We start from the raw sequence: 17948 nt of genomic DNA, 5'->3' as shown, positions 1-17948 counted from the left end.
GCCATCACCCTCACACTCCGCTCTTCTCATCTACGAATGGCATTCGATCTCCCCCTCAAGGCACTCATCCTGTCTTTCTCGCTTGTCCAAGTAGCTTCTGCGCAGCTACTCCCCGCCCTCGGCGACATTGATAATGACGGGGTCGCGACCGTCCGGGACATCGCCATCATCGCCGGGCATTTCAATGGCACCGCTGCCCTCACGGATGTCCAGAAGCAGATCGCGGATGTGAACAAGGACGGGGCGGTGAATTCCTCAGACATGGACGAGCTGGTGAAGGAAATCCTTGGCACCCGCACTCCGGAGACCCTTCCTCTCTCAACTGTCCGTTTCACCTCCCCTTCATCCGGTGAGGCGAATGTCGCGGTCACCCGGGAAACGGTCGTCCATTTCACCGTCCCCCTCTCACCCACGGCAACGCTGGATACCACGAAGTTCCAGGCGGAATTCGGCGGAAAGAAAATCCTCTCGCGGGTGGAAATCTCCAGCGACAGGAAAAAGGCCACCCTGTTCTATCTGGAGCCGCTGCCCTCGAACGCCCGGATCCGCGTTTCATTGGACACCAATGGCGTCACGGATCTGCTTAACCGCCCGCTGGATGGTGATGGGGACGGACAGCCGGGTGGCTTCCGCCGATTCAACTTCGATACCCTCTCGATTACCCCGGTGGGTGGAACTGCCATCGTGGGTCGGGTGATCGCTTCCGAGCGCGGCACGGGTGGAATCGAGAAGCCCTTGTCCGGAGTCACCATCACTGTGGACGGGGCGGAGGAAACGCTCCGAGCAGTCACCGATGCCCAGGGAAATTTCACCCTCAGCCCTTGCCCGGCGGGAACCTTCTTCGTGAAAATCGATGGACGTACATCGCCTAATAGTTCCTGGCCTGGCGGTGATTATTATCCATTCGTAGGAAAAAAATGGCATGCCTTCGCCGGTCGCATGGACAATCTGGCTGGCGACGAGGGCGATAGCACCCGGGGCACGATCTATCTTCCCTGTGTATGCAGCGGCAGTTTACAAAGCACCAGCGTGTCGCGAGACACTGCCGTTCAATTCCCAGCCGCCACTCTGGCGGTAAATCCGGCCTTGGCTGGAACCATGCTCGTAGTCCCAGCCAATTCCCTGTTCTCCGACGATGGCACTCGAGGTGGCAAGATTGGAATGGCACCAGTCGCCCCGGATCGATTGCCCTCTCCTTTGCCTGAAGGGCTCAATCCGCCCCTTGTCATCACCATCCAGACAGATGGCGGCACCAACCTTGATCGTCCTGTGGCGGTCATATTTCCCAACCTGCCTGATCCCGTGACTGGTGAAATTTTGCCTCCCGGTGAAAAGTCCGCCTTATGGTCTTTCAACCATGATACGGGGGAATGGGAATTATCTGGTCCAATGACGGTGACGGCGGATGGAAATTTCCTCCAAAGCGATCCGGGAACAGGGGTCAGGCAACCTGGCTGGCATGCTCCCGCCCCCGGGACTGGCGGAAACGGTGGAACGGAAGATCCCGAAGATCCACCCGAAGCTCCCCTGGATATCACAACGGAAGGAGCAGACAGGGAGCAGCCCGGACCACCTGGGCAACCCGGCGGACAAGAAGAAGGTCCGGTGATGCAGGAAGGTGATAACCTGAACATCGTATCAAACAAACCGGGGGTCGAATGGAACGTTACCGCTCCACCGGGCAGCGTATCCACCAGTCCCGGCACCGCCAATATCGGTATCGTGGCCGTTGGAGGGAGCAAAACTATAGGCGACGTCACAATTACCGGCACCTATCCGGGTAAGAATGGCCCAGAGACAGACACGATTAAGATCACCATTGTACCCAAGCTGCAAATTGCCGTAGACAGGAACAGAGATGGAGTCGTTTCTTTTGACGTGGACGATGAGACGAGCCCTAGCTCGAAGCATGTTTTTTGGGTAAATTCTGATTCCGATAATGGAGGAATACAGAAAGTCAACGATCTGAAAATTGGAGACTTGGGATATGTTCGCGGAGATATTGACCGGGCACCGAGCACAATACAGGGTTTAGGTGACCTTGAGGATTTCGATCGCTTGGTAATGAAAGGTAATGCCATCTTTCCGCAATTGTTGAATAGAGGCTATGAGATCCGTTTAGTGGAAAGCGGAATTAAAGTGCCGCTTAAAAAATTGGGGCTATCGATGACAGCAAGAGAAGATTCCACTCTCGGATACTTACTGACCAATCCTAGCCTTGCGGAAGAACAGGCAAACAAGATACTCACCCCAACATCAGATATAGCAACTTACGCAACAAAACCACGAAGTGCACAAATTTCCCGTTTCGGTGATAGTGAGATCACATTTTTATTTGAAGGTAGAGAAGCGGATGAGTATGCAATACGCTTTGAGCTTATTAAAAAAGGAGGAACAATTCCCACTGCTGTCTCAAATGATATTCACCTCGATATCCGACCAATAGAGCAGTTCTACGATATTTATTCGCCGGCGAGCAAAAGCGGAGGAAACTGTGATGATATTACGACACCTTATTACAATATTGATGAAAACTATGTGAGAGTGAGCGCCTCGCTCCCAGAATGGACTCAAAGGAAAGATAACGAATACCTGCTTTTTGTCCATGGATGGAGAATGAAGCCCGAGAACCGTAGGTTTTTTACTGAAACAGCTTTTAAACGCCTATTCTGGCTTGGTTATCGTGGTCGTGTCGGTCTATTTTCGTGGCCAACAGACTGGATTAGTGACTATACGATAAGTCCTTTGATTTATCCAAAAAACTATGACCGAAGCGAACGGAGGGCCTATCATTCTTCGCCTGCATTACTTTCACTCCTAAGGCATCTGAAGTCGCAATATTCGCGTAATGTAGTTCTGGCTCACAGCATGGGTAATATCGTCGTAAGCGAGGCACTGAGGACTTCGGCGATTGCGGGAACGAAAGTCACAGATACCTATATAGCCAGCCAAGGTGCAGTTTCAGCAGGTGCTTTTTCTACTACAGCGGCTGAGTTTGGCGTTGAAGACATTGGCAACGAAAAATTGCTTGGGTTGGGAGCCCTCCCGGATCGTGACGAGACACAACCGGACTTTTACGGAAGCTACCCGACCGCCGGAAACCAACCTTACTTTTATCGAATCGGAAATTCAGCCGATAGAATGATCAATCTTTTCAATCCGGATGATTACGCACTGGAATATTGGATGGTCAACCAGCTTACTAAACCAGATCGATTTGAGCTTTCGACAGATACGCCTTCAATTTTCGGTGGCGAATGGCTCTGGTCATCAATCTCACAAAAATTTTATCGCCGTGAATTTAGAACCTTTCCTCCATCAAATCCGTTAACGGGGCCAGATCAGGAATTTGAAGATTTTGAATTGGATCGTACAGTTGATAGATATGAAATTTTTTCACATGTAGCCGAATCTCGTTACCGACCGATGGGAGCAGTCGTCATCAAGTTACCTTCAATATCTGTAAGCAATATCCAGTTGAACGAATTTATGGCGGGTGAATTTGATCATTCTGGGCAGTTCAATAGGCCTTTGATTTATACGCAGAATTATTGGAGAGAATACATACTTAAAGAACTTCAGAGATGATTGGCATGAATCGTATATATGCCCCGCTAGCCATTGCCATTTACTCAGCAGTATTATTGTGCTGCGGCAACTGCCTCCAAGCGCAAAGTGCGGGAAATAGCATTCTGATCTTTAAACTGGAAGAAACCATCACCAACCGCGTCGCCCGCACGGGAACTTACAACTCCTCCGCAGGGTTGAGCAACGTGGTGCTCGCACCAAATACGGTTTACCGACTTTCCTGCGTCTCTACTACCACACTCAAGTATGGGATCCGCACCTTTGAGACGCCGGATAACGGTCAGCGCTTCGTGATTCCCCAGATCAAATGCTACCTGACCGGCACAGGAGACCCGGACGGTGACGGACTACCCACAGAGGCTGAAGCGATCATTGGTACGGATCCCGCGAAAGCCGACACAGATGGCGACGGAATTTCCGATGGGGCTGAAGTCCGTCAGGGAACAAATCCACTTGATGGGATTGTTGCGGCAGCCGGAGTCATCGCCTCCGCCCCCACTACAGGCAGTGCCCTGCATGTGAGTGCCTCGAACAACATTGCCGCCGTGGCGATGGGCACATCCGGTATTTCCATATTCAATGTCTTCAGCGGGATGAGCCCGAGCCGGATTCTCGATGTCGATACACCGGGGAGTGCGGTGGCGGTCGCCTCCGCGGGGGACTTCGTATGTGTGGCGGATCAGCAGGCAGGCCTGGCGATCATTGATGTGGGAGATCCCCAGAGTATCCGTCTGACACGGCAGATCCCATTGGGAGCCGTAGTCACGGCGGTGGCCAGTGACGGCGTGGCCGCCTATGTCGGCACGGGAGCCGGGGAATTGGTGGGTATCGATTTGGCCACGGGAGTGGTCACTTCTCGACTGAAAACCGGCGGCAGCACTCCGGAGGACATCCAGATAGCCGGGGAAACGCTCTACCTCTTGGATTCCACCTCCCTGAGGATATATCGCCTGACCAATGGTGGAACGGTCGCATCGGGCACTGTTGCACTCAGCGGATTGTTGCGCGGGGGGCTGAACCTGCCGTTCCGTCTTTTTTGTGACGGTAAAACGGCCTATTGCACCCACTCACGTGGTTACTACATAATGGACGTGGCGAATCCAGCCACACCCCAGTTGGTAAGTCAGTATGTGGACGGCCAGCTCGGCTGGAAGCAGATCGTTGCCAATGGTTCAGGATTGGCTATCGCCGCCACAGAACCGAACCTCAACCAAGCTGGAGCGCACGATATCAGCCTCTATGACGTTGGCACGGATGGTAGGAGCACGGTTTTTCGGGCAACCCTTGAGACTCCCGGCCTGGCAAGATCCCTCTCGATCTACAATGGCCTCGCCTATGTCGCTGATAGCGAAAGGGGGCTGCAGGTATTTAATTACCTGGATTTCGATACAAAACGAATCGCGCCAACAATCGCGCTTTCCTCGAATTTCAATCTTGCGGGTGGAATGGCGGAGGAAGGTAAACGAATGCGCCTGAGCGCCTCCGTCACGGACGATGTACAAGTCCGCAACGTGGAATTCTACGTGAACGGTGCCTTGAGATCGACGGACGGGAACTATCCCTTCGAGTTCGCTTTCCTGACGCCTTCGATTTCCTCCAGCGGCGGGATATTCACCATCCGGGCTAAAGCGACCGATACCGGTGGCAATTCCACTTGGACCAACTTGATTAATCTGACACTGACACGGGATGCGACTCCTCCGGTGGTTGTCGCCAGCTCGCCCGTCTCCGGTAGTCTGGTAGGGGCGATCAACGAGGCCTGGGTGAGGTTCAATGAGCCAATGGCTGCAGACACACTTTCAAGCGGACTGACCGTGACCCTCGGAGGAACGCCCGTATTGGCAAAAGCGAGCTACCGTGAATCAACGAACACAGCTTTCCTGAGTTTCGTCCAACCTCTCAATCCCGGAAATTACATCCTCAATGTCACGGGCAACATCACCGACGCAGCAGGCAACGGCCTCGCATCGCCGCTGAACGCCTCTTTCCGGGTCTTCGCGCTGACGGACGATGACGCCGACGGCCTTGCTGATGACTGGGAAAGCCTGCTTGGGCTCGACAAAACCAAGACGGACACCAATGGCAATGGGATCCTGGATGGTGACGAGGATTTCGACGTTGACGGCGTGAGCAACGGTCTGGAAGTCCTCCTCGGCACCGATCCGACAAAAACCGATTCCAATGGAAACGGTATTCCGGACGGCCTTGAGGACAGCGATCTTGACGGTCTCACGGACGCCCGCGAGTTCGTTCTTGGGACAGATCGCTTCAAGGCGGACACCGACGACGATACTTGGAGCGATGAAGCCGAAGTCAGCGCTGGCAGTAATCCTCTGGATCCACGGAGTCGTCCCTATCCTTTCCTAATCCAATCGCCTCAAATCACCGCACTGCACATCGGCCAACCAGGGAATGGGATGCTCACTACGGTACGAAGCAATCCTGAAATCACAGCCTTGAATTTCGGAGCCAAGGCCAACGGTGACCTCGGGAGTTTTTTCCGATCTACCCCTTTTGTTAACACGCTCCGTTTCAACTACGATACTCCCGAAGTGCCCGGCTCCATCCTCTTGGCCAAACCTCCCGTCAAAGTCCAGCGCGACAACTAGTTTTAAAATCAAAGGAAACCAATCATGAAGAATACTCCAAAACTTATCATGGCATCAGCGCTAGCTGCGGCATTAGCCAGCGGAACCGCGATGGCTCAATTCGACTCGGGCAGCAATGGCTCGTATGGTCCGATGAATATTACCTCCAACACGACTCTACAGCTGCCAGAAGACGGGGTTTTTCACTGCACGACAATCACGATTGCAAGCGGCGCAACTCTCAAATTTAGCAAGAACTCAGCGAATACTCCTGTTTATCTTTTGGCGACTGGTGATGTAACTTTCACCGGAGTGAATGGAATTCCGTCCATCGATGTTTCCGGCTTTGGAGGTGTCGGCGTTGCAGGTGGTGCCGGCGGACCCGGAGGATTCGATGGTGGACAAGGTGGCGCGGAGCCGGGCGATGGTGCGGGTCCTGGCGGGGGAGCCTGGGGTTGGACGGGGGACTCTGGCCCATGGGATAACAAGCCAAATGAACTACCTTACCGGGGAGCTGCCGGGTACTCCAATCGTCCTGCAAATACGAATCAGTCCGTTACAGGTGGGGCAATATACGGAAACGCATTGCTCATACCGATCATAGGCGGTTCTGGGGGTGGAGGGGGGAAAACTGAAACCCTGCAGTATAGTTGGGGTGGTGGTGGAGGCGGTGGGGCGGTTGTCATTGCTTCAAATACCCGGATAGTGTTTCCAACCAATGGTTACAGCGTGGTATTGGCGAATGGAGGATCTGGAACTCAAAGCGGCAATTCTCCCGCCTTCGGAGGAGGAAGCGGGGGTGCAGTTAGGCTGGTTGCCCCAGAAATTCGTGGAAGCATAGATATCCGGATATCAGCGGCCAACGGCCAGGGGCCAAGCGGCGGCGGTATGGGTAAAATTCGTATCGATGCAATCAACCGAGGGGCATTGCAACTGATCAACAATGACGGGTTTTCCGCACAATACGCGAGTTTCGGTTCCAATATGGTGGTTTTCCCGCCAAATTTTCCCATATTGAGGATCAAGCAGGTGGGCACCGAAATCATCTCCGACACCCAGATTGATCCTGTGTTCGTGCTTTTCCCAGCCGGGTCTACCGAAGCCCAAACTGTGAGAGTGATCGTCAAGGATTTCAACACTTCCGTCCCATTGCGTGCGGTCGTGACACCGCAGAACGGATCAAAGCAGACCTTTGACTTCACCGTGGACAACTCGGCAGGTGGCTCCTCCGAAGGCAGCGTGCAGGTGAACATTCCTGCTGGTGTTGCCAGCCGCGTCGACGTGTGGACACGCTAACTACTAGCCCAATGATTGCCGCCTTACGTCATGGGACTTTGCTTCTAGGAGCCACTTTGTGTGCTTCCGGAGATACGCTTGTCTTGAAGAATACAAGCGGCTCCCCGAACACACAGGTTTCCGCAGATGTGGGAATCGTCAATGAGCGGGCAATCGTGGGAATGCAGTTCGACCTGAAAATCCCCGGAAGCCAAGCATTACCGGGATCCGCCTCCGCAGGAGAAGGAATGGAGCGCCACAGGGTGGACAGCCGTTCGGTGGGCAACACGCTCAAGATCGTCATTCACTCGCCGACCAATGCCCTTCTTCCGAGTGCAGACATCCTTTCCATTCCTCTGAATTTATCGGCCAACTCTCCGGAAGGTGGCCCGTCCTTCGCGATAGAGAACCTGATTTTCACCAACGCCGCCGGACAACGTATAGCCGGGGCTGTGTATTACCATCCATTGGAGGTTTGGCGGCAGGATCGTTTCACTGAGGAGCAACGATCCAATCCGGAGATTGTCGGAGACTCAAAAGACCCGGATGGTGACGGTTATTCAAACCTGATGGAATTCCTGTTCGCCACGAATCCGTTGTCGCCGGATGGGAAAAACGTCGCGATCCAGAGCCTTGCAAGGCGCTTAGAAACCAATGGATCAGGCGAACCGGAGCCAGGGGCTTTTGTTTTCAGCTTCGATTATCCGCAAGCTAAGGACATCGAAGGGGTCGATCTGTGGATAGAGACTTCCGCAGACTTGAAGCTGTGGAAGCGTGAGACTGTCGCACCGGTAAACGCGGGGAGCATCGACAGCCTGACCGATCAGATGCGACTCACCGTCGAATCCGATCCGGTCGCCGCACCGGTGCAATTCTATAGGATCGGAGCTTCACGCAATCCGAATGCAGCTCCAAACATCGGTGTTGTTCCCAAGGTAACTTTCTCACAATGGCTGGCGCTTTCTTTCGACGCGAACCAGTTGCTTGACCCAAATACCGCAGGCGAGCAGCAAGATCCGGATGGAGATGGCATGTCCAATCTTCTGGAATATCTACTCGGCAGTAATCCAAAGGCGACAGACAGTGCTGCGCTACCCAAAGCCGGCCTAATCTACAACGGCAATATCAGAACCGCCGAGCTGAAATATGGCGTTTCCCGTGAAGCGCAGGGAGTGGCCCTGTTGATCGAGACCAGCACAAACCTCCAAGATTGGACTCCTGCGACCACAACAACAGGGTTCACAGGCAGAAGCACCTCATTCTCCGAGGAGTTCTCGTCGAAGATTGACGGGAATGCCCCCGACCAGCAGTTTTTCAGATTTGGAGTTGTACGCGAGTGATGAAAATACTGGCCGTTTTACTTTGCCTGCTGCTCCCAGTTTTTGCCGGAGGAGACGAATCCCGGGTGATTGAGCGTTGGAATCAGGAATTTCGCAATGCGATCAGAAGGCAGGCGATGCCACCCTGTCTGGTGGCGAGAAATCTCGCGATCCTGCACCTTACGATCTGGCGGGCGGTGGAGTCAGCCGGGGAAGGCAACGAGGAATCCGCAGCCTGCGCGGCGGCGTATACAGTCTGCACCACTTATTTTTCCGGAGACAGGGTCGGATTTGAAAAATTATTAACCGAATTCCCAGCTGCGAAAGGTGATGTTTTCTTACTCGCAAAACAAGAGGCGGAGAAAATATTGGAATCCCGCGCCGATGATGGAGCCAATACAACAGTTCATTACAAACCGGAACTGGCGGCAGGTATCTGGCAGAGGACGACGAATAACCGGCCTCCCGAGCTGCCACACTGGCAAAACGTGAAGCCGTTTGTGATCGCTTCCGCCGATGCATTCCGCCCACCTCCACCGCCCGCGCTGGAGAGCAAAGCATACTCCAAAGATGTGGCCTTGGTGCGCGATCTCGGCGGGAAAGATTCCGCAAAAAGAACGAAGGATCAGGAGGAAACCGCACGCTTCTGGTCAGACTTCAGCTACACGGATACTCCTCCCGGAAGGTGGAACGAAATCGCGAGCCAATCAGTGGCCGGAAAAGGGTTTTCCATTTCCAAAAAGGCAAAGGTCTTTGCAGTTCTGAATGTTGCAATGGCGGATGCGGGAATCGCAGCGTGGGATTGCAAATTTTTCTACCGCTTCTGGAGACCGGAGTCCGCGATCCACGAGAGCATTGATGACCGCAATACATTGACGGTGGCTTCCACAGACTGGAAATCCCTGCTCCCTTCGCCTTCACATCCGGAATACGTGTCAGGGCACAGCACGTTCAGCGGTGCCGCCTCCCGGGTTCTCGACAAATATCTCGGAAAGCCCTCGGAACTTATTCGAGTCACGAACCCGGACATGCCGGGAGTGATTCGGTCGTTCGGGAGTTTTGATGAAATCGCGGCGGAGTGCGGTCAAAGCAGGATATACGGCGGCATCCATTTCCCTACATCAAACAGGGAGGGATTGGCACTTGGAAGAAAAGTTGCGGATAGGGTCGTGACACACTATAGCGAGCCTTGATCCTACCTAAAACGTAGACAGTCCCCCCGCAGATCACACGATAAAACTCACGTGCGGTGACCTCGCTTCCGAAAGCGCTGGGATAGCTGCCGACTTCGACCTAGAATTACTTTTCAGCGCTCCAGTCCGACCCAACACCACACCGCTCGTGATACGTACCTCGTCCGAGGACTCCTGATGGCGAGCACATCGCCAAGATCCATGCCTGTCGATGAACCGTTGTGGAAGGTCACGGATTTCTCGTATCTCTCGTCGACGACTTCCATCAGTCGGCTCAGCCGGAGGCCTTCCGGATAGGTAGCGACAGGAAGGCATTCGTCCTTTTCCGCCCGCCCCCTGGGCACATCTCCTCTACCAGAACTCTCTGTTCGCAACGCCCGCCCGATCCACGTGATCGAGGCGGGCGTTTCATTTTCCCCAAAAACAAAAACCCCAACCAAAATAGAAAACATGAACCAAACACCATATACCAACCAAACGCTCCTCGAAGGCATCTGCCGCCGGGGAGTCCTTGTCGCAACCTCCGTCCGTTACTGGCGGGGTTGCAAGCGGCTCAATCCCGAAGACCTCGGCCTTGATCCCGCGCACGTCTCAGACCGGCTCATCCAGCTCGGCCATAAACGCCTCATCCCCCGCGACGCGCTCCAGGCATTCGCCCTGATCGAGTCGCGTACAAACGCAGCCGTGGAGTCATCGAGCTTCCCCTTCCTGGGAGGCATCGGACGCTTCGTGCCCAACCCCCGGCTCGGCGACCTGACCGACAAGCTCGACAAGCTCCGCGAGGAGTTCCGTGAGGCCACGCTCGATTTCGTCGCCGGTTACACGCCCCTGCGTGATGCCGCGATGGAGGAGTGGCGTGAAGCCGCCCGCCACCTCAACGGAAGCGCCGAACGACTGATCGCCACCATCGAGCAGTCGTTCCCACCAGCCGGAGAAATCGCCAAGCGTTTCGCCTTCGAGACACGTCTGTTCCAGATCGCCGCCCCCGACCACATCCGACTGGAAGTGGCCGACGGCATGGAACGGCTCGAAGTCGCCGACGACCGCCGCCGAATCGCGGAGGAGGCATCGCGCCGCCTGCAGTCCGACCTCGACAGCTTCATCCGTGAGAGCGTCGCCTCCATGCGTGAGGAAACCGCCCGGCTCGCCGGAGAGGTTCTCGCCACCATCGACGGATCGGAGAACGGAGTCCACCAGCGCACGCTGAACCGGCTCACCACGTTCATCGACAGCTTCCGTTCGTTGAACTTCGCAGGCGACCAGCAGCTTGAGCAAACGCTCGAACGCTTCCGCCGCGACCTGCTCACCCGCAGCGCGGAGGACTACCGCAACGACAGCGCCGCGATGGGCAGCCTCACCGAAGGCCTCGCTCGCCTCCGCGAAAACGCAGTCCAACTCGCCCGCAGCGACGCCCGCGAACTCGTCTCCCGATTCGGCCAGATGGGATCGCGCAGGCTCGCGGCGGTTGGTTGAAACAAATCCACCCAGCCAGCCAATTACACCTCCCGTCACATTGCCCCGCCCTCACCAGCCCGATATTTAAACCACCACTACCAAAACCACTACCTCCAACGATACCACCCGCCCTAACTCCACTGCCAAAACACAACGACCAATCCGCGCGAAGGGCGGCTCCACACCAGGGGCCGCCCTTCGTGCGTTTCCCTCTATCAACAACCAACCAAATACGAACAACCAATGTCACACTTCACCACCATCCAGACCCAGATCCGGGATCTCGAAGCCTTGCGCGACGCATCCGTCGAACTCGGCCTACAGCTCCTGGCAGACACGCAGTGCCGGGGCTACGCCGGCATCACCCGACCCGCACCGCACGTCATCAAGCTCAAGGGCCCGTATGACATCGCGGTTGAGCCGGACAAGGGGAACCCCGGAAGCTACGGCCTGACCACCGACTGGTGGGACGGACACGTCGCCAAGGAAGTCGGCAGCGGCTATGGCCGCCTGCTGCAATCCTACGGAGTTCACAAAACCGTGCGCGAAGCCGCCACGCGCGGCCTCCGCCACACCCGCAGGATCGAGGCCGACGGCACCGTCCTGCTCACCCTGGAAGGAGGTTCGCTATGAGCCGCAAGATCCTTGTCCGCGTTTCCCCTACAGGGGAAATCAGCGTCGAGGCCGAGGGCTTCCAGGGGAAAGGCTGCGAGGCCGCCACCAAGGCGATTGAGGATGCGCTCGGGAAACCCCGGGAGCGCACTCGTAAGCCGCAGTTCTGGCGACCCCAGTTCCTCCGCAGCGAACAACAGCTGGGAGGCGAGGGATGAAAGCCACCCTCCGCTTCAACCCCGGCGGTCACATCGACTGCCTCTACACCGAAGCGATCGATCTCCGTGCGCTCGGGCGACTCCATGTCGTCCGGGCCACGGACATCCGTTTCTGTGAAACCACCCAACTGTGGAAAGTCCGCTGCGCCTCATCCGGCCAGCTCCTCCACTGCCATCCCTCCCGCGAGGCGTGCCTCGTCTGGGAACATGAAAACCTCGGCCCACCCAATCCGGAACCACCGAGACCAACCGGCACATTGCCAAACCTCAAACCGGTCACAGGCCGTCCTTGAGAACCACCAACAATCCAAACTTATGAACCTCACCACCTACCTACGTGCCGGATACCCCGGCCTCGCCATCATCAGTTCCGAGGAAGCGCGTGCCGAAGCGGAAATCGCCGGCGCATGCACTTCCCTGAAACGCAAACTCCTCGCCTGGTCCTCCACCGAGGGTCTTGCCGATGTGAAGGAAGGGCGGGTCACCCCGTGCCCCGACCCACTCGATGCCTTCCAGCTCCTGGACGGCGTCTTCGCCTCGGACAAGCCACGTCACGTCGTGCTGCTCCGGGATCTCCAGCTCCACCTCGACCAGAGCGACCCCATGCTCGTGCGCCGCATCAAGGACGCACTCCGCATCGCCAAGGCCAACGGCCACACCATCGTCCTGCTCGGCTGCCGTTTGAAACTCCCCGCCGAACTCGAACACGAAATCACCCACGTCGATTTCGACCTGCCCGATCCTGCCGGACTGCACACCGTGCTCGATGGCATCATCAAGTCGGCGAAGCTCAAGAATGTCCATGAGGTGACGCGGGAGGCAGCCGTCCAGGCAGCCCTCGGCCTCACCACCACGGAAGCGGAGAACGCCTTCGCCCTCTCGGTCGTTGAGACCAACGGAATCGACCACCGCGTCGTCTCCCGTGAAAAGGCGAACACGCTGAAACGCAACGGCCTTGTCGAGGTCGTCGGAAACAACACATCCCTGGAGGACATCGGCGGACTCGGCCTGCTCAAGGAATGGCTGCAACGCCGCTCCGGGGCTTTCAGCGAATCCGCGAAAGCCTACGGCCTGCCCGCACCCAAAGGCCTGCTCATCGTCGGCATCCCCGGCACAGGGAAATCGCTCACAGCGAAAGCCACCGCCGGAGCCTTCGGCCTGCCCCTGCTGCGCCTCGACATGGGGCGCGTCTTCGGCGGCATCGTCGGGCAATCGGAAGCCAACCTCCGTTCCGTCATCCAGACCGCCGAGGCCATCGCCCCGTGCGTGCTGTGGATCGATGAGATCGAGAAAGGCTTCTCCGGAAGCTCGTCAAGCGGCAGCACCGACGGCGGCACCTCCTCCCGTGTCTTCGGCTCGTTCCTGAGCTGGATGCAGGAGAAGACCAAGGCGGTGTTCGTCGTGGCGACGGCAAATGATGTTTCCAAGCTCCCACCCGAGTTCCTGCGCAAAGGGAGGTTCGACGAGATGTTCTTCGTCGATCTGCCCGACGCCTTGGAGCGTGCCCAGATCTGGGACATCGTCATCGCCCGGCACAAGCGCAAGCCCACCGACTTCGACACCGTCGTCCTCGCCCGCGCCTGCGAGCAGTTCACCGGGGCGGAGATCGAGGCGGTGTTCATCGACGCCCTGCACGAGGCCTACGCGGAGGGCGAGGAACCCAAGCCCAAGCACATCCTCGAAGCCATCACCGGCACCGTGCCCCTGGCGCAGCTAATGGACGGCAAGATCGCCGCCCTCCGCCACTGGGCGAAGGGGCGTGCCCGCGAGGCAGCCAGCCGGAGCAACACCGCAACCGGCTCCCGCCCAAGCAGGCGAATGTCGGAAATGAACTGAACATCACCGGTCGAACTGCATCGTTGTTCACTACGGGCCTGATGCCCGTGTCTGATTGGAACCGCCCTGTATGGAGCCATACGCAGGGTGGTGTGGGACCGGGGAGCTAATCACTCCCCGGGACCCGATTCGGATTTTTCATTTTTGCTCATGATCCCCGCTTTCACGGTTAACTCTACGGCAATATATAGCTGCTTAGACAATATCTCAATTTTCTCTAATGGGTATCATCTAGTGAGCTTGTCAACAAACCAGGCAGCGAATTGAACGGCTAGAAACAGACGAGAGTTCATGCAAAATACACTGTTCTCGGAATAGGAGGGTAATGCCGAGACTCTTGAATGATCATCAAAGTTATGTGTCTCGAGCAATGAATATCCCACCTCTGTATCTGCAAAATGGGCAATCTTCGATTGCGCGCCGTAAATTGTCCCAGCAATACCGCTTATAGCATTCTTGATGTTCGGGGTCTTACCGCGCAATTGCGATACCGATTTGGTTTCCAACTCCTGCAGACGAGCTAGTTGCTCGAGTTGTTTACGAAGGAGACAATGACTGTCAATGATGTGACCATCGAGAATCAAGTCGTGAAGTAGAGCATGAGTTCGAACAAATGAAGCTCCGATCAGGATTTGGTATTCTCCTTCGGGTGTTATTCCTTGAATCGGCTTATTCGTCTTTAGAAATATTGAGGCAATGAGCCCATCTACGAAGATTCGAGCGATATTGTAATCATCCCCTTCATTGGCTGTGAACTCACGACGATGGCGATTTTTCGCTTTTTCGACTTCAACCCCAAGGTCTGCTAGAGATTTTATCGCGTCCTCAACAATATTCATTTCTGGCTAACGTCAAAGAGCACGCGCCGCCACTAGCGAGGGCGAGCGTTGGACGCTGGGTAAAGGTTGTAATTACGATGGATCATGTAAACAGGCGGCTAGTGGCGATTACTGTGTCTCGTCTTGTTAGCCCTCTTTTTCGACTTCCCATTTCTGGTCAATCTCCTCCTTGTTGAGTTCAGCTTCGGAAAAGAAATACTTCACCCCCTTGATGACGCCATAGCCTATAGCACCTGCGGCGAGAGGTATCGCGGCAGCCACGGCAACACCTGCCATCATGCCGCCACCGACAACCGTGCCAATCGCAGCCAAACCCGAACTGATACCGGCCGCCGAAAGACCAGCAACAGTTCCAGATGCACTGACCGCAGCGGCAATACTGCCAAAGCCGAGAACCCCACCTCCAACTGTTCCAATCGCGTCCGATATCTTCTCTTTCTCCGCTTCGCTAAGTGTGCTGTATCGGTCATATCCGATACCGATCATGACGCCGATCTGCCGCATGAACTCTTCTGTCGGCTCGGTCGTTCCCGCTAAAATCCGTCCAAGTGTTGCGTGTCTACATCCAATAGCCTTCGAGATCTTGGGAGCTGTGAGCTTCTCTTTCTCAATAAATGCTGCTAATAGAAGCCTGCAATTGCTGGGTGTGATCTCGTCTTTCATCTTCTTTGCTAACAGTCTTATTGAACGGCCGGTCGGGTTTTGTGCTTACACGCCCCCATCGTTGATCAGGGTAAAAGACGACCCGGAAAGGCAGACTTCGTCCAGCACCTTCTGAGCGGTTGTTTTCATGCCTGAGGCCTATCACAGCCTCCTCCCTCCCGACAAGCCCGGACATTCCCGGCTCTTCCGTAACCGCCCAACCGCGCGGTGACTCCTTCCCGCATGACAGACCCGCCCCGCACGACACGCCCAAGCGCGGCGCGGGTCACGACAAGGCCGCCACGGACTCCCTGGAGAGGGATCCCCGTGGCGGCCATTTCTTTTCCAACCCCTCTCACCACGAGAACCAAACCAACAACCAACCCCATACCAAAAAATGAACATCAGCATCACCAGCACCTCCCTCCATTTCCGCGAGGGCAATTCAGACAAGGAATACCACGTCGCCGTCGAGCCGGAAGGCGAGGGCTACATCGTCACCTTCGCCTATGGGCGACGTGGCAGCACCCTAACCACCGGCAGGAAGACCCAGCACATCGTCACGCTCGCCGAGGCGAACAAGATCCACGACCAGCTCGTCCGACAGAAGACCGCGAAAGGCTACCGCCCCACCGGGGAGTCCAGGCAACCCGACCGCACAAGCACCGCCGACGGCCAGGACAGCGGCATCCGCTGCCAGCTCCTCAACCCGGTTGACGAATCCGAACTCTACCGGCTCCTCGGCAGCGATGCCATCTGCCTCCAGGAAAAGTTCGACGGTCGCCGCCTCATGATTCGCAAACGCGGGGATGAGATCACCGGCATCAACCGCCGTGGACTCCTCATCCCCATCCCGGAACCCATCCGTCACGCCTTCGAGGAACTCCCCGTGGATGTCCTCATCGACGGCGAGGCGGTGGGAGACACACTCCACGCCTTCGATCTCCTTGAAGTGAAAGGCCACGACATCCGGGGCAACGCCTACCTGTCCCGTTTCGCCGGCCTGATCACCCTCCTCGATCCCGAGCACAAGCACCTCCGCCCCGTGAACACCCACATGGAGGAAGAGGAGAAACGCGCCATGTTCGAGACCTTCCGCCGCACCGGCAGCGAGGGGGTCGTCTTCAAGGAGATCGACGCCCCCTTCAGCCCCGGCCGCCCCAACTCCGGCGGCACCCACCTGAAGTTCAAGTTCGTCGAAAGCGCGTCCTTCATCGTCACCGGCCACAACGCCAAGCGGAGCGTCACCCTCGGCCTGCTTGCGGAAGACGGCGGCGGCATCGTCCCCGCCGGCAAGGTCACCATCCCGCCGAACCACCGGATCCCGGCAATCGGGCAGGTCTGTGAGACACGTTATTTGTATGCCTACCGCGAAAGCGGCAGCATCTACCAGCCCGTCTACATCGGCGAACGTAAGGACATCCCCGCCGAGGACTGCACCACCGCACAGCTGAAATACAAATCAGTCATGGTGGCGACTGCTGCCTGATCCACGGGGAAATCCGCTCCCAAGCATCACGGATGAAACGATGGCCGCCACGGAACCCGGAAGCGGGTTCCGTGGTCGCCATTTTTTTAGCTATGGCATGAACCGCCATTTCGCTCAGGTGCAGCATTGCAATAGCTTCTCCAGCTCCCCCAGCTTACCCAGGTTCCCCTTACCCCTGCCGAACGCCCCTACGAGGCGGCTCACGCTTCCGGTATGCCCCATTGCGAGGCGGTCTGCCAGCCAGCGGTTGCCAGCCGACGTGTGCTTTTTCAGGAGTGTGGCGACGATCACTTTTCCCGGGTCGCCCTTCCTGTGGCTTGCGAGATCGGCGGGATCGGAGGGCAGCCCCACGGCTACCAGCGCCCGCCTGGCGAGTTCCTCGGCACCTGCCTCATCGTGCGACCTCGCAACCGGATCGGTTCCTGTCGCCCGACGGGGCTTCCCTTCCACCAGGGAACGCAATTTGTCGACGAAGGACGGCTCGCCAAGATACCACCCCCGCCGCAGGGCGGCCATCGCCGCCTGATCGATCTCCCCCTTCGAGTTGGCTGCCCGCTGCTCCAGCCACGCTACGTAAGCCCGCCGCCCCCTGCCGTCCTCTGCCAGATCGAAGGCGGCGAGCACCCTTTCCATGATCAGCCAGTCGGGTCCCTTGCCACGTGCGAAGTCGGCTAGGCTGCTCCACTTCCAGGAAACGAGCTTCCCCCGGCTGCCTCCCGCAAGACCGGCGCGGGCGGGGTTGAGTTGGATGTAGTCCGCCACGATTCGGAAATAATGCGGGCTCTCCGTCGCAGCGCTGACAGGCACCGCCTTGTAGCGCCCTTGGAAAACGTGACCGCGCCGGGAACGCCTGCCGTTCCAGCCCTGGCTGAAAGTCCCGAGCAGCCATTTCAT

Annotated in this window: 15 protein-coding genes and 1 pseudogene; 12 read left to right on the top strand and 4 right to left on the bottom strand. The window is 56.8% G+C overall.

Going from position 1 to position 17948, the window contains the following annotated elements:
• The first annotated feature begins 36 nt into the window (after window positions 1-36).
• From HZ994_02565 to HZ994_02545, 5 genes are read left to right on the top strand one after another with little or no spacing between them, the layout of a single operon-like run.
• Complete coding sequence (locus HZ994_02565) at window positions 37-3588, top strand: alpha/beta hydrolase (GenBank protein ID QTN31258.1); 3552 nt, start codon at window positions 37-39, stop codon at window positions 3586-3588.
• Between the two features lie 5 nt (window positions 3589-3593).
• Window positions 3594-6197, top strand: a complete 2604-nt coding sequence (locus HZ994_02560) for an Ig-like domain-containing protein (protein QTN31257.1) — start codon at window positions 3594-3596, stop codon at window positions 6195-6197.
• A gap of 24 nt (window positions 6198-6221) precedes the next feature.
• On the top strand, window positions 6222-7472 hold the full coding sequence (locus HZ994_02555) for a hypothetical protein (protein ID QTN31256.1): 1251 nt from the start codon (window positions 6222-6224) through the stop codon (window positions 7470-7472).
• 11 nt (window positions 7473-7483) lie between these two features.
• On the top strand, window positions 7484-8791 hold the full coding sequence (locus HZ994_02550) for a hypothetical protein (GenBank protein ID QTN31255.1): 1308 nt from the start codon (window positions 7484-7486) through the stop codon (window positions 8789-8791).
• Window positions 8791-9963 (top strand): vanadium-dependent haloperoxidase, encoded by a 1173-nt coding sequence (locus tag HZ994_02545; protein ID QTN31254.1) that lies wholly within the window; start codon window positions 8791-8793, stop codon window positions 9961-9963. Before HZ994_02550 ends, HZ994_02545 begins: the two co-directional genes overlap by 1 nt.
• Window positions 9964-10076: 113 nt before the next feature.
• Here HZ994_02545 and HZ994_02540 read toward each other — a convergent pair whose 3' ends face one another.
• Window positions 10077-10307, bottom strand: a complete 231-nt coding sequence (locus tag HZ994_02540; protein ID QTN31253.1) for a hypothetical protein — start codon at window positions 10305-10307, stop codon at window positions 10077-10079.
• Between the two features lie 106 nt (window positions 10308-10413).
• Here HZ994_02540 and HZ994_02535 point away from each other — a divergent pair, with 106 nt between their 5' ends.
• From HZ994_02535 to HZ994_02515, 5 genes are all read left to right on the top strand, one after another.
• Entirely contained in the window at window positions 10414-11436 is a 1023-nt protein-coding gene (locus HZ994_02535) for a hypothetical protein (GenBank protein ID QTN31252.1), read from the top strand.
• Between the two features lie 225 nt (window positions 11437-11661).
• Window positions 11662-12051: a DUF1257 domain-containing protein gene (locus tag HZ994_02530; protein QTN31251.1), complete on the top strand. Its 390-nt coding sequence runs from the start codon at window positions 11662-11664 to the stop codon at window positions 12049-12051.
• Window positions 12048-12248, top strand: coding sequence for a DUF2997 domain-containing protein (locus HZ994_02525; GenBank protein QTN31250.1), 201 nt, complete (start codon window positions 12048-12050; stop codon window positions 12246-12248). Before HZ994_02530 ends, HZ994_02525 begins: the two co-directional genes overlap by 4 nt.
• Window positions 12245-12541: a hypothetical protein gene (locus tag HZ994_02520; GenBank protein QTN31249.1), complete on the top strand. Its 297-nt coding sequence runs from the start codon at window positions 12245-12247 to the stop codon at window positions 12539-12541. Before HZ994_02525 ends, HZ994_02520 begins: the two co-directional genes overlap by 4 nt.
• 22 nt (window positions 12542-12563) lie before the next feature.
• A complete protein-coding gene (locus tag HZ994_02515) occupies window positions 12564-14084 on the top strand; it encodes an AAA family ATPase (protein QTN31248.1) in 1521 nt (506 codons plus the stop codon).
• Window positions 14085-14311: 227 nt separating this feature from the next.
• Here the strand turns inward: HZ994_02515 and HZ994_02510 are convergent, their stop codons facing one another.
• Together HZ994_02510 and HZ994_02505 are read right to left on the bottom strand one after the other, a co-directional pair.
• Window positions 14312-14923, bottom strand: coding sequence for a hypothetical protein (locus HZ994_02510; GenBank protein ID QTN31247.1), 612 nt, complete (start codon window positions 14921-14923; stop codon window positions 14312-14314).
• 198 nt (window positions 14924-15121) lie between these two features.
• Window positions 15122-15409: pseudogene (locus HZ994_02505) on the bottom strand (hypothetical protein).
• A 296-nt stretch (window positions 15410-15705) separates the two neighbouring features.
• On the opposite strand from HZ994_02505, the gene HZ994_02500 reads away from it, so the two are divergent.
• Both HZ994_02500 and HZ994_02495 read left to right on the top strand, forming a co-directional pair.
• Window positions 15706-15966 carry a hypothetical protein gene (locus HZ994_02500; protein ID QTN31246.1) on the top strand — a complete coding sequence of 87 codons (261 nt, stop codon included), beginning with the start codon at window positions 15706-15708 and terminating at the stop codon, window positions 15964-15966.
• Window positions 15963-17054 (top strand): WGR domain-containing protein, encoded by a 1092-nt coding sequence (locus HZ994_02495; protein ID QTN31245.1) that lies wholly within the window; start codon window positions 15963-15965, stop codon window positions 17052-17054. The genes HZ994_02500 and HZ994_02495 overlap by 4 nt, the downstream gene beginning before the upstream one ends.
• Window positions 17055-17168: 114 nt before the next feature.
• On the opposite strand, the gene HZ994_02490 is transcribed toward HZ994_02495, so the two are convergent.
• Window positions 17169-17948: a hypothetical protein gene (locus HZ994_02490; protein ID QTN31244.1), complete on the bottom strand. Its 780-nt coding sequence runs from the start codon at window positions 17946-17948 to the stop codon at window positions 17169-17171.

The organism is Akkermansiaceae bacterium (assembly GCA_017798145.1).
Classification (GTDB): domain Bacteria; phylum Verrucomicrobiota; class Verrucomicrobiia; order Verrucomicrobiales; family Akkermansiaceae; genus Luteolibacter.
This window is presented reverse-complemented; position numbering and strand designations above follow the sequence as displayed.

Bases quoted from the DNA above. Each gene is read 5' to 3' on its own strand.
- HZ994_02565 (QTN31258.1), top strand. From the start codon at position 37: ATGGCATTCGATCTCCCCCTCAAGGCACTCATCCTGTCTTTCTCGCTT.
- HZ994_02560 (QTN31257.1), top strand. From the start codon at position 3,594: ATGAATCGTATATATGCCCCGCTAGCCATTGCCATTTACTCAGCAGTA.
- HZ994_02555 (QTN31256.1), top strand. From the start codon at position 6,222: ATGAAGAATACTCCAAAACTTATCATGGCATCAGCGCTAGCTGCGGCA.
- HZ994_02550 (QTN31255.1), top strand. From the start codon at position 7,484: ATGATTGCCGCCTTACGTCATGGGACTTTGCTTCTAGGAGCCACTTTG.
- HZ994_02545 (QTN31254.1), top strand. From the start codon at position 8,791: ATGAAAATACTGGCCGTTTTACTTTGCCTGCTGCTCCCAGTTTTTGCC.
- HZ994_02535 (QTN31252.1), top strand. From the start codon at position 10,414: ATGAACCAAACACCATATACCAACCAAACGCTCCTCGAAGGCATCTGC.
- HZ994_02530 (QTN31251.1), top strand. From the start codon at position 11,662: ATGTCACACTTCACCACCATCCAGACCCAGATCCGGGATCTCGAAGCC.
- HZ994_02525 (QTN31250.1), top strand. From the start codon at position 12,048: ATGAGCCGCAAGATCCTTGTCCGCGTTTCCCCTACAGGGGAAATCAGC.
- HZ994_02520 (QTN31249.1), top strand. From the start codon at position 12,245: ATGAAAGCCACCCTCCGCTTCAACCCCGGCGGTCACATCGACTGCCTC.
- HZ994_02515 (QTN31248.1), top strand. From the start codon at position 12,564: ATGAACCTCACCACCTACCTACGTGCCGGATACCCCGGCCTCGCCATC.
- HZ994_02510 (QTN31247.1), bottom strand. From the start codon at position 14,923: ATGAATATTGTTGAGGACGCGATAAAATCTCTAGCAGACCTTGGGGTT.
- HZ994_02495 (QTN31245.1), top strand. From the start codon at position 15,963: ATGAACATCAGCATCACCAGCACCTCCCTCCATTTCCGCGAGGGCAAT.
- HZ994_02490 (QTN31244.1), bottom strand. From the start codon at position 17,948: ATGAAATGGCTGCTCGGGACTTTCAGCCAGGGCTGGAACGGCAGGCGT.